Annotated in this window: 12 protein-coding genes; 2 read left to right on the top strand and 10 right to left on the bottom strand. The window is 46.0% G+C overall.

Features of this window, described 5'->3' with window-relative positions; genetic code table 11:
* Positions 1-253: 253 nt before the first annotated feature.
* The gene (locus Selli1_RS15735) at positions 254-460 is read right to left on the bottom strand and encodes an alpha/beta-type small acid-soluble spore protein (protein WP_087169222.1); all 207 of its coding nucleotides are present in this window, start codon (positions 458-460) and stop codon (positions 254-256) included.
* 241 nt (positions 461-701) lie between these two features.
* On the opposite strand from Selli1_RS15735, the gene Selli1_RS15730 reads away from it, so the two are divergent.
* Positions 702-980, top strand: a complete 279-nt coding sequence (locus Selli1_RS15730) for a type II toxin-antitoxin system HicB family antitoxin (protein WP_087252068.1) — start codon at positions 702-704, stop codon at positions 978-980.
* Positions 981-1,019: 39 nt separating this feature from the next.
* Here the strand turns inward: Selli1_RS15730 and recG are convergent, their stop codons facing one another.
* The 3 genes from recG to Selli1_RS15715 all read right to left on the bottom strand — a co-directional run bounded on the left by recG (position 1,020) and on the right by Selli1_RS15715 (position 5,165).
* On the bottom strand, positions 1,020-3,041 hold the full coding sequence (recG, locus tag Selli1_RS15725; protein WP_138373060.1) for an ATP-dependent DNA helicase RecG: 2,022 nt from the start codon (positions 3,039-3,041) through the stop codon (positions 1,020-1,022).
* 75 nt (positions 3,042-3,116) lie between these two features.
* Positions 3,117-4,787 carry a fatty acid kinase ATP-binding subunit FakA gene (locus Selli1_RS15720; protein ID WP_138373059.1) on the bottom strand — a complete coding sequence of 557 codons (1,671 nt, stop codon included), beginning with the start codon at positions 4,785-4,787 and terminating at the stop codon, positions 3,117-3,119.
* A gap of 18 nt (positions 4,788-4,805) precedes the next feature.
* Positions 4,806-5,165 carry an Asp23/Gls24 family envelope stress response protein gene (locus Selli1_RS15715; RefSeq protein WP_087169226.1) on the bottom strand — a complete coding sequence of 120 codons (360 nt, stop codon included), beginning with the start codon at positions 5,163-5,165 and terminating at the stop codon, positions 4,806-4,808.
* Positions 5,166-5,405: 240 nt separating this feature from the next.
* Here Selli1_RS15715 and rpmB point away from each other — a divergent pair, with 240 nt between their 5' ends.
* A complete protein-coding gene (gene rpmB, locus Selli1_RS15710) occupies positions 5,406-5,591 on the top strand; it encodes a 50S ribosomal protein L28 (RefSeq protein WP_024732358.1) in 186 nt (61 codons plus the stop codon).
* A 61-nt stretch (positions 5,592-5,652) separates the two neighbouring features.
* Here the strand turns inward: rpmB and Selli1_RS15705 are convergent, their stop codons facing one another.
* The 6 genes from Selli1_RS15705 to Selli1_RS15680 all read right to left on the bottom strand — a co-directional run bounded on the left by Selli1_RS15705 (position 5,653) and on the right by Selli1_RS15680 (position 10,508).
* A complete protein-coding gene (locus Selli1_RS15705) occupies positions 5,653-5,790 on the bottom strand; it encodes a hypothetical protein (protein ID WP_158099192.1) in 138 nt (45 codons plus the stop codon).
* 54 nt (positions 5,791-5,844) lie between these two features.
* Positions 5,845-6,243, bottom strand: coding sequence for a GerW family sporulation protein (locus Selli1_RS15700; protein WP_087169227.1), 399 nt, complete (start codon positions 6,241-6,243; stop codon positions 5,845-5,847).
* Positions 6,244-7,224 carry a DUF2953 domain-containing protein gene (locus Selli1_RS15695; protein WP_087252070.1) on the bottom strand — a complete coding sequence of 327 codons (981 nt, stop codon included), beginning with the start codon at positions 7,222-7,224 and terminating at the stop codon, positions 6,244-6,246.
* 1 nt (position 7,225) lies between these two features.
* Positions 7,226-7,546 (bottom strand): hypothetical protein, encoded by a 321-nt coding sequence (locus Selli1_RS15690; RefSeq protein WP_087169229.1) that lies wholly within the window; start codon positions 7,544-7,546, stop codon positions 7,226-7,228.
* 12 nt (positions 7,547-7,558) lie between these two features.
* Positions 7,559-8,899 (bottom strand): peptidoglycan D,D-transpeptidase FtsI family protein, encoded by a 1,341-nt coding sequence (locus Selli1_RS15685; protein WP_138373085.1) that lies wholly within the window; start codon positions 8,897-8,899, stop codon positions 7,559-7,561.
* 136 nt (positions 8,900-9,035) lie between these two features.
* Entirely contained in the window at positions 9,036-10,508 is a 1,473-nt protein-coding gene (locus tag Selli1_RS15680; protein ID WP_138373058.1) for an FtsW/RodA/SpoVE family cell cycle protein, read from the bottom strand.
* Positions 10,509-10,512 lie beyond the last annotated feature (4 nt).

Raw genomic sequence — 10,512 nt, 5'->3', positions numbered from 1 at the left:
TGTTTTATTTTGCAACTAACATCATAAAGAAAAACTGTATGATTGGGAAGTAGGGATTTTCTCTGCTTCCCTTTTTATTTAGGAAAAATTCCTATTTTTGCCAATAATAATTATACACTAACTTTTGGTTTTGATACATTTTTTCTGGTAGTCGATTCTTTTTTTAACATACAGGAAGAAAGGCATCCTTCCTTTCCGGTTCGGGAAGCAGGGATGCCTTTTTCACATGTCACATTCTTTTGTTCAGAAAGAGTTATTTACCAGCCATCTGTCTTTCCTGTTCTTCGATCATCTTCTTGACCATATAACCGCCGACAGATCCGTTCTGTCTGGAAGTAAGGTCTCCGTTGTATCCGTCTGTTAACGGAACACCGAGTTCGTTTGCCACCTCATATTTGAATTTGTCTAAAGCACCTTTTGCTTCTGGTACGGCTGCTTTATTAGATGAACGATTTGTCATGATAATGTCCTCCTTTATCGTCATGTGTTTTTTTGTAACTTTTTGTTACATTCATAGTATATGAACATTTTTGTGAAATACTCTGGTAAAAACAGGAAAAATAGAATGAAACCCGTTTTCTCCACAGGATGATAATTATAAAACAGGCATGCGGTTTCATACAATTTGTTCCCGAAATGTATTGCATTTTCCTCCCGATCTACTATTATATAAATATGTCGAAAAAAGGAGGACAACTATCATGATATTTATATACCCTGCGGTTTTCCGCAAAAAAGAAGACGGACGCTATCATGCGTTTTTTCCGGATCTGGAGTGCTGCGAAGCTTCCGGAGATACTCTGGATGAAGCCGTTGACAATGCCAACGAAGCTGCCAGAACCTGGATCAGTGTAGAACTGGAGGAGAACGATCCGGTTTTGCCGCCGATTACCGACCCGGAGGATATCAAGACACAGGATGGAGACATTGTCCGGAATATCGCTGTCAATATACGTTTTTACGAAGGCTGGGATGAATAACCGTATGTAAATCAGAAAAAGACGGCCTTTTTGGCCGTCTTACAGTACATGAATATTATCCCGGTCTGCTCTTCCATATACAGGAAATTCCCTGATTTCTTCCGATGACGCGGCTTCTGCCGCCATCTGAAGAATCCCTGCATCCTGAAAGATATCTCCCAGTTTAAATTCCATCAGTCCGCTCTGTCGGATTCCGAACAGGTCTCCCGGGCCTCTCAGCTTTAAATCTTCCCCCGCGATATAAAATCCATCATTGGAATGATTGAGGATATCCAGCCGTTTTTTCGTCTCTTTCGCCCTGGATGCCGTCATAAAAATGCAGTAGGACTGAAACGCCCCACGGCCAACGCGTCCGCGCAGCTGGTGAAGCTGTGCCAGGCCGAAACGCTCCGCATTCTCCACCATCATCACCGTGGCATTCGGTACATTGATCCCCACTTCCACAACTGTCGTAGAGACAAGAATCTGAATCTGGTTTTGGGCAAACTTCTCCATGATTTCATCTTTCTGCGTCTGTTTCATCTTCCCGTGAAGATAACCTACCGTCACTTCCGGCCCCATCCGTTCGGACAGCATCGTGGAGTAATCAATGACATTTTCCGCCTCCATGGCTTCGCTTTCTTCCACCATCGGACAGATGACGTAGCACTGTCTTCCCTCTTCCACCTGCTTTTTCATAAAGCGGTAGGCCGTCTCCCGGTATCCGGTATCCACCACACAGTTTTTGATTGGCAGACGGTCTTTCGGAAGCTCATCGATGACAGAAAGATCCAGATCTCCATAGATGATAATCGCAAGTGTTCTCGGAATCGGAGTGGCACTCATAACCAGAATATGCGGCATGTTTCCCTTCTTTGCCAGAGCCTCCCGTTGTCTGACTCCAAACCGGTGCTGCTCATCCGTAATGACAAGTCCCAGATTGCGGTAATTTACTTTCTCCTGAATCAGCGCATGGGTACCGATAATAATCTGTGATTCTCCTGTTTCAATCCGCTCGTACGCCTCCCGGCGCTCTTTTGCCTTCATGGAACCGGTCAGAAGCTCCGTGCGAAACGGAATTCCATATTTCTCAAACATTTCGCAGACGGACTGGTAATGCTGCCTTGCAAGCACTTCCGTCGGAGCCATCATCGCTCCCTGATACCCGTTGCAGGCCGCTTCCAGAAGCGCAAGCACGGCCACAATCGTCTTACCGGATCCTACGTCGCCCTGTACAAGACGGGACATGGTGTAATCCCCCTGCATATCCTTCCGTATTTCCTTCCAGACTTTTTTCTGCGCATTTGTCAGTTCAAACGGAAGCTGTGACAGAAAATCGTCCACTTCCTGCTTTTTTTCCATCCGACAGCCATTCACACTCGTCTCTTTTTCTTCTTTCATCTGGCGGATGGCCAGAAGGAATTCCAGAAATTCTTCAAAGACAAGCCGTTTTCTCGCATACATGTACATCGTTTTATCTGCCGGAAAATGGATGCCCCTGAGAGCGTAATTGTACTCGCACAGATGGTATCTCTGCCTGATGCTTTCGGGAATCGTTTCCCGCTGCAGATGAATATGTTCCAGCGCTTCCCGGACCGCCTTCATGACCGTCAGATTGGAAAGCCCTGCAGTCAACGGATACACCGGCTGCATCGTATTGAGCTTTTCCTGATATTTCTCCACAGGCTGAAAGATTTCCGGATGCTCCATCACGAGTCCGCCCCGTTTATTCACCACCCTGCCTCTGACAATAATCCGGCTTCCGGACCGGAGCGTATTGCGCAGAAACGGCATCCGGAACCAGAGGACTTTCAAAGTTCCCGTCAGATCCCGGATCAGGGCGCTTACAGTCTGGAGCTTCCTGTTCGGTGAAACCTGGACACTCCCAAAAACACAGCCTTCCACGGCAGCAACTGTCCCTTCCTCCAGTTCACTCACCGGAACCGGGGCCTCATAAATGTCATAGGTTCTCGGATAATAGCGCAGAAGATCTCCTGCTGTATAAACTCCCATCTTCTGAAACAGCATTTCTGTTTTTTCTCCGATCCCTTTGATTTCTCTGACTGGAGAATGCTCATTCATGTATTTCTCTCCTTTATACAGGAAAAGGATACTTTTTCGAAGTATCCTTTTCTGTTTCTTCTATTTTATCTTTACTTATTCGACCGACATCACATAGTAATAAATCGGCTGTCCGCCACGGTGTGCATCGACATCGAGATCCGGATACGCTTCCTCAACTTCAGAAACAAAACGCTCCGCTTCTTCCTCGGAAATGTCTTCACCGTAATAAATACTGATGAGTTCCGAATCTTCTGTCACCAGTTTCTCCAGAAGTTCTTTGGATGTTTCGGAGATAGAAGAACCTACGGAGAGAATTCCCTCATCGCCAATTCCCATAATATCTCCTTCATGGATCTCCTTTTCTCCGATTCTGGTGTCACGCACTGCATAGGTCACCTGACCTGTCTTTACAGTCTGGATAGCCTCAAGCATCATCTGCTCATTCGTATCCACGTCTTCTTCCGGCGAAAAGCTGATCACTGCTGTAATTCCCTGAGGTACTGTCCTGGTCGGAATCACAATGATATCTTTATCTCTTGTGAGATCTCTTGCCTGATTTGCGGCAAGTACAATATTTTTATTATTCGGCAGGATAAAGATCGTGTCGGCATTCACTTCATCAATCGCCTGAAGCATATCATCGGTACTCGGATTCATGGTCTGTCCGCCCTCAATGATATAATCCACTCCGATTTCTCTGAAAATCTCATTCATGCCCTCGCCAATGGAGACCGCGATAAAACCGGTTTTCTTTCTCTCTTTTTTCTCCTGCTTTTTCACTTTTTCCTGCGCTGCAAGCTTTTCCGCTTCCTGAATGACTCTCTCATGATGCTCCTCGCGCATATTGTCGATCTTCATCCGTGTCAGCTGACCGTAAGTCAGCGCTTTCTGAATGGCAAGTCCCGGATCGTTTGTGTGTACATGCACTTTCACAACTTCGTCATCTGCCACACAGACAATCGAGTCACCGATGGACTCCAGATATGCCTTGAAGTCCTGCTCCTCCTGTTCAGAAAACTCCCGTCCTGTCAAGATAATAAACTCTGTGCAGTAGCCGAATTTGATATCCGTCTCCTCCATCGGCGCTTTACGCACAGCAGACGCTGACGGCGCCGCAGACGGCTCAATCGATGAATAGTCAATTTCTTTCCCAAGAAATGCGTCATACGCTCCTCTTAAGACTTCCAGAAGTCCCTGTCCGCCGGAATCCACAACTCCCGCCTCTTTTAATACCGGGAGCATTTCCGGAGTCTGATTCAGTACTTCCTGTGCATGATCCAGAATCTTCGGGAAGATTTCCGCAAGATCATCGGTCTCAAAAGCAAGTTCCTCCGCTTTTTCCGCAATTCCTCTTGCCACGGTAAGGATCGTACCCTCTTTTGGTTTCATAACCGCCTTGTATGCGGTCTCTTTTGCACGGATGCATGCAGCTGCAATCCCCGCAGCATCAATCTCCGTCTCATCCTGGATGGACTTGGTAAATCCACGAAGAAGCTGAGAGAGAATAACCCCTGAGTTTCCTCTGGCACCGCGCAGCGAACCGCCTGAAATCGCCTTTGACAGCTCCTTCATTCCCGGATTGTCCAGCGCCCGTACTTCCTTTGCCGCCGACATGATGGTCATGGACATGTTCGTACCGGTATCCCCGTCCGGAACAGGGAATACATTCAGCTCATTGATGTACTCTTTTTTTGACTCAATATTCTGTGCGCCTGCCAAGAACATCTTCGCAAGCATGTCTGCATTTATCGTTTTAATTTCCACCTCAAAGTTCCTCCCACATTAATCGATTACCCGTACGCCTTCAATATAGACATTGATCTTGTCAACCGGCATATTGGAAAATTCTTCGACTTTATATTTTACATTGCTGATCAGGTTATCCGTAACAGCCGAAATACTGACCCCGTATGCAACAATAACATGGAAATCAAGGCGGATTCTGTTATCTTCCGTAAGCTCTACCTGGATACCGTGTGTAAGGCTGTCTTTTTTCAGCAGTCTTACAAGTCCGTCTTTCATGTTGACTGCCGCCATCCCCACGATTCCAAAGCACTCTACTGCGACAGAGCCTGCATATTTGGCGATCACTTCCGGTGAAATGGTGATGATTCCCAGTTCCGTACTCATGCTGCCTTTCATACTAAGATACCTCCAATTCTTATCTATACTTTTTTCAGTTCTTTCCATGAAGTATTCTGCTTTATTATACCTTGTTTACACACATTTTACAACATCATCTCTTCATGTTATCTGTAAAACAGTGAAAAAATTATGATTTCCGGGAAATAAACTCTTGCATTTCCGGTATATATCTGATATCATAGTTAGTGTTGTGAGTCCTCGATTTGAGGACTAGTAAGAGCGTTAGGAGGTGTAATCATGGCGAAATGTGCTATTTGCGAAAAAGGGGCTCATTTTGGAAACAATGTCAGCCACTCTCATAGAAAAACACCAAAAATGTGGAAATCTAATGTAAAATCTGTTCGTGTTAAAACAGAAGGCGGAGCAAAGAGAATGTACGTATGTACATCCTGCTTAAAATCCGGAAAAGTAGAAAGAGCATAAGTTCTGCATACACAAAAACCAGGAATCTTGTCATCCTGGTTTTTTTGTTTCTTAATTTTTATCAGCAGCAGAAAAAAACATAGCCCAGTACGAGAAATACTGCCGTTATGCAGATATCCCAAACCAGACCCGGCAGGAACATCGAAAGAATCAGTCCTGCCGCGATCATAAAGCATGCAAATCCAATCACTCTTTTCATTCGATATCCCTGCCGTTTTGTTTCTTGATTTTATATATGCAGTTTTTCAGCCTTTTATTCGTTTTCTTTTTTCCCTTCGTCCAGAATCTCGTTGACTTCTTCTTCTGTTACCTTATTCTCGTCTCTTGTCCGGAAACGCTCCACGAGATCCGGTACCATGTCCAGAATCTTTGTGATCGTATCCTGATTTTTAATATTAACCAGTCTTGTCGTCCCGTTCTGAATCACAAGCACTGCGCAAGGAGTCATCTTGCCTCCCAGTCCACCGGCTCCCTTTTCATTCTTATCTGCGGTAAAAGAACCTGCCCCTACAGAAAAGGACACGTCCACAAGCGGGAGGATGATCGTATCTTTTACATGGATCGCCTCACCGACCACCGTCTTGGATGAAATCACATTATCCATTCCGTGGAACAATGCTTCCATCGTTGATTTGAAATTACTCTCTGCCATTTATGATTCCTCCTTCTTCTGGCGTTTTAACAGATGCAGTACTTCTTTTGCGGTACTGCGGATATTCTTATCTGCCACAAGCCTGACAGCCGCTGCTGCCAGATGGTTCATCCGAAGATGTCCCTTGATAAATATACTGCCATTTAATGCAGGTTTTTCAAAATCAGGTGCAATCTGAAGCCATTTCCCGAAGAACGGGTAGAAAAGCGCAAGCCAGGAAAGCAGTTTCCCGGTATAATACGGATCGTCAAACCCATACTCCACATACCCTCGCGCTTCTTTTGGCATCCATGTCTTTATGAAATGAATCAGAACTATCTTCCCCTTTTTGAAGGCAGACTGATGTACTTCATCTTTGATAAACTTTTCTATCCTGTCTTTTGTTTTGGACAGCGTCTTTATCTTATCACAGATTCTTTGAAATGTATACTTGATTTTCCCGGAAATCCGCTGCCATCCGGATTCCTTTTTCTCGCCTTTCCGGCTTTGCGGCTTTTCTTTTGCGCTCTTTTCTTCCTGCTTCTTCTCCGGATCCGGCTTTTCTTTTTTTACAGCTTCCCGCTTCCGGGAATCATTCTCTTTTCCTCTGCCTTCCTGCTCTTCCGGTTCTCTTGTACCGCCCTCAGGTCTTCCAGGGACTTTTTTATCCTCTTTGTACTTTTCAGGAGTCTCTTTTTCCTGAATTTCTTCCTCCGGCTCCTCGTTCTTATCCTGCCCGATCTTTTTCCATGCAATTCCCGCCATCCAGTGAAATTTCTGATTTTCGTAGGCTGCCTGAAAACGGATCAGTCGGAAAAAATACCGGATGGAAATCTTTCCTGTAATCTTTTCCGGCTCCTCAATGTCCCCGGACGCACTCAGTTCATACCGGACCGGTACAAACAGAACCGTCAGAATTCCAAGCAGAAGAAGTCCCAGAACAAGAAGAAGTAAAATCCCTGCTATCTTTAGAATCCACAGTAAAATATGTACGATTATCATTCTAATTTCCCTGCCGCTTCAAAATATACTGCCGGATATCCGCATCCCCTGTCTTGTCCACTGTCTCTTCGGCAATCTTCCGGACAAGCTCCAGCGCCTGCAGATATCCCTTTGCCAGGCCTACCACAAACACATCCTTATCCCGGTACCATTCCTGATTCAGCATCCCGCTGTGATAGATTTCCAGCTGATTTTTCTCATTTTCCGGCAGGGCAATCAGGTAGACCCGGAACTGAAATTCTTTCTTTTCCAGATGTTCCATTATCTCCTCTTCCCTGCCTTTTAATTCTTCACTTACATACAGATCTTTCAAATACCGCATTGTAAAGCACCTCTATTCCGCATAGAATGCCTCGAAGACGTCTCCCGCAACATCCGTCGCAACATCACCGGTACTGTCGGAGTTTTCGATCACAACAGCCAGTGCAAGATCCGGATTGTCCACGTTGGAAAATCCGATAAACCAGGAGTGTGTTTTCTCTTTATCATCACTGTACTCACTTGTTCCTGTCTTCCCTGCGATGGAAACCCCAAGAGAATTCAGGGAACGGGCTGTTCCGTATTCCACAACTCCCTGCATATATTCTGTCAGCTGAGCTGCCTCCTCGGAGGTCATCAACTCTTTGTAAGACTCCGGAACGTATTTCTCTACCGTCTCGCCCTCTGCACTTGTAATCTGATCTACCAGATACGGCTGCATCAGAATTCCATTATTGGCGATGGCAGATGTAATCAACGCCATATGGTACGGACTCACCTGAAGTTTTCCCTGTCCAAAAGCCGTCATGGCGATGGCAGCGTCTCCATCATCGTCCTGCAGATTGAATTTGCTTTCATTATAGACAAGCGGACACGGAAGCTCTGAATCAAACAGAAGATCCTCTGCCGTATTGCGGAACTCATCGATATCCAGGCTGAGTCCGATGTTGGAGAACGATGTGTTGCAGGAATATGCCAGGGAATCTGCCAGATCGACCGTTCCATGCACATCATTTCCAAAACAGTGAATTTCATTTTTCCCTGCTGTGATTTCTCCTGTACAGCGGTAGGTATAATCCTGATAATTTGCATTCTGGCGCATATACGCAAGAGTTGTCACTACCTTGAATGTAGATCCCGGAGCATACTGTCCCTGCGTCGCACGGTTGACAAGAATTCCTTCCGTGTTTGCGTTTAAGCTTTCCCAGTCCTCCACAATGGTATTCGGATTGTAGGACGGTTTGGAAACCATCGCAAGGATCTTTCCCGTACTAGGCTCAATCGCCACGACTGCTCCCCGGTTGTTTCCGAGCGCATCGTAAGCCGCCTGCTGGAGATCCGTATCGAGTGTCGTGGTAATATTGTTTCCTGCGCTTTTCCGCCCTCTGAATTCATTCAGAAGCTTTGTCCGGAACGAAACATTTGAAGTCTGAAGCTGGAAATTCTGCGAGGACTCCAGACCGGTCTTTCCTTTGTCCGAATATCCGACGACATGGGCAAAAAGCTCTTCGTACGGATAGGTTCTCGTCTGGGTGCCGTCTTCATTTTCCACAGACTCGGCAAGGACATTTCCATCCTTGTCCAGAATCGAGCCCCGGAGCACCTGGTTTTCATACAGATCCATCCTTGGATTTCTGGAATCATTGATAATTTCTCTTCCCTGTACCACGTTGAAATAGGAAAAATAGCCGATCATTCCCACAAAAAGAAGAACAAAAAAGTAAGTTACAAAAACATACTGGCGGTTCGCCTTTTTCTTCTTTTTGGCACGTCGCCTTTCTTCCTGCTGTTCTTTCTTCTTTTCTGCCTTTCCGGGCTTCCTTGGAGCCGGCTTACGGTCTCCGTACACGCTGTGAGTTCCGGTTCTTAGAGTTTCTTCTTCGATCTCCCGACGGAGCTCCCGCTGAAGGCCTCGTTCCATTTGATCGAGGTCTTCCGGTCTGCTGTGCCTGCCGTCTTCTCTTCGCCCGTAATTGTCTCTCTCTTTGTCGTTCAATATCCTCTTCCTCATCTTCTCTTAAAATATACAGCCCCTGGATGATCGCAAACATGATCATCGTGCTTAAAAGGGAACTTCCTCCATAGCTCACAAGCGGCAGGGTCACACCCGTAGACGGGATAAATTTGATTACTCCGCCGATCGCAAGAAATACCTGGAAGATATAACAGGTTCCAAGTCCCAGCGCTACCAGTTTATAAAAGCTGTCTCTTAACTGCATCGCAATATTCAGAAACATAATGTAGCAGCTGACACAGATCAGAATGATGCAGATCGCAAAGACAGCTCCCAGTTCCTCCGCAATCGCGGAGAAAATAAAGTCTGTCGTAACAACCGGAATCTTGTCCGGAAGTCCCTGGCAGAGTCCAAGGCCGAACCATCCTCCTGTGCCGATCGCAAACAGCGACTGCGCCACCTGATATCCCCCTTCATTATAGACCGCGAACGGGTCTCTCCAAACCGTTACCCTCGTCCTCACATGAGAAAACAGAAAATATGCGGCTACCGAAGCAACACTTCCGGCTCCCACGCCTGCCGCAATATAGAGCGGCTGCCGTGTGGCCACATACAGCATCACAAGGTACACTACAAAAACAATCAGTGCCGCTCCCAGGTCTGTAGAAGCGACCAGAATCAGAACATGCAGCGCCGCCACGATCGTTGTGATAACTACATTTCTGAAATCCTTTGCCCTGTAGAGACTGGATGCCACAAAAAATACAAATACAATCTTCACGAGTTCTGACGGCTGCACACTGATTCCCGCCACTTCAAATCCAAGCATGGCTCCGTTTGATACCCGTCCTACAACAATAACCGCGGCAAGTGCCGCAACACCGACCACTGCATAGACCAGTTTCAGTCTGCTTAAAAATCTGGCTTTCCGGATAATGACCGGAACAAACAGCGAAATGACACCGGATGCCGCTACAATAATTACCTGCTTAACCGCATTGTTATACGAAAGCCTTGTCAGCATGATAAATCCTACCGCAAGAAGCATACACATATTGTTGACAACCAGTCTGGACACTTTCGGGTACAGAAAACCATAAAGCAGAATAATTGATCCCAAAAGCGCTACCTGTATGACATAAAACACGAGAATTCTGGCCTCCTGCATACGCAGAAACAGGGTCAGAAATGCCAGGAAGTGGATCATGAAGATCCAGATGCTCTGCCTCCTTAAAATCCACATCTTCGTATAAGCATCGTGATATCCGAACACGCTGAAACACTCAAAAGTATAGATTACCATCATCAGCAGAATCAGATATTTTGAAATTTCCATTATAATATTAAACAAATTG

It is taken from the genome of Sellimonas catena (genome assembly GCF_027924685.1).
GTDB classification, from domain to species: Bacteria; Bacillota; Clostridia; order Lachnospirales; family Lachnospiraceae; genus Sellimonas; species Sellimonas catena.
Note: the sequence above shows the minus strand (reverse complement) of the source record. Positions and strands in the feature narration are given on the sequence as shown.

What these genes read in the sequence shown, in the direction of transcription:
- Selli1_RS15735 (WP_087169222.1), bottom strand. Translation starts at nt 460, where the DNA reads ATGACAAATCGTTCATCTAATAAAGCAGCCGTACCAGAAGCAAAAGGT.
- Selli1_RS15730 (WP_087252068.1), top strand. Translation starts at nt 702, where the DNA reads ATGATATTTATATACCCTGCGGTTTTCCGCAAAAAAGAAGACGGACGC.
- recG (WP_138373060.1), bottom strand. Translation starts at nt 3,041, where the DNA reads ATGAATGAGCATTCTCCAGTCAGAGAAATCAAAGGGATCGGAGAAAAA.
- Selli1_RS15715 (WP_087169226.1), bottom strand. Translation starts at nt 5,165, where the DNA reads ATGAAAGGCAGCATGAGTACGGAACTGGGAATCATCACCATTTCACCG.
- rpmB (WP_024732358.1), top strand. Translation starts at nt 5,406, where the DNA reads ATGGCGAAATGTGCTATTTGCGAAAAAGGGGCTCATTTTGGAAACAAT.
- Selli1_RS15705 (WP_158099192.1), bottom strand. Translation starts at nt 5,790, where the DNA reads ATGAAAAGAGTGATTGGATTTGCATGCTTTATGATCGCGGCAGGACTG.
- Selli1_RS15700 (WP_087169227.1), bottom strand. Translation starts at nt 6,243, where the DNA reads ATGGCAGAGAGTAATTTCAAATCAACGATGGAAGCATTGTTCCACGGA.
- Selli1_RS15695 (WP_087252070.1), bottom strand. Translation starts at nt 7,224, where the DNA reads ATGATAATCGTACATATTTTACTGTGGATTCTAAAGATAGCAGGGATT.
- Selli1_RS15690 (WP_087169229.1), bottom strand. Translation starts at nt 7,546, where the DNA reads ATGCGGTATTTGAAAGATCTGTATGTAAGTGAAGAATTAAAAGGCAGG.
- Selli1_RS15685 (WP_138373085.1), bottom strand. Translation starts at nt 8,899, where the DNA reads ATGATCGGCTATTTTTCCTATTTCAACGTGGTACAGGGAAGAGAAATT.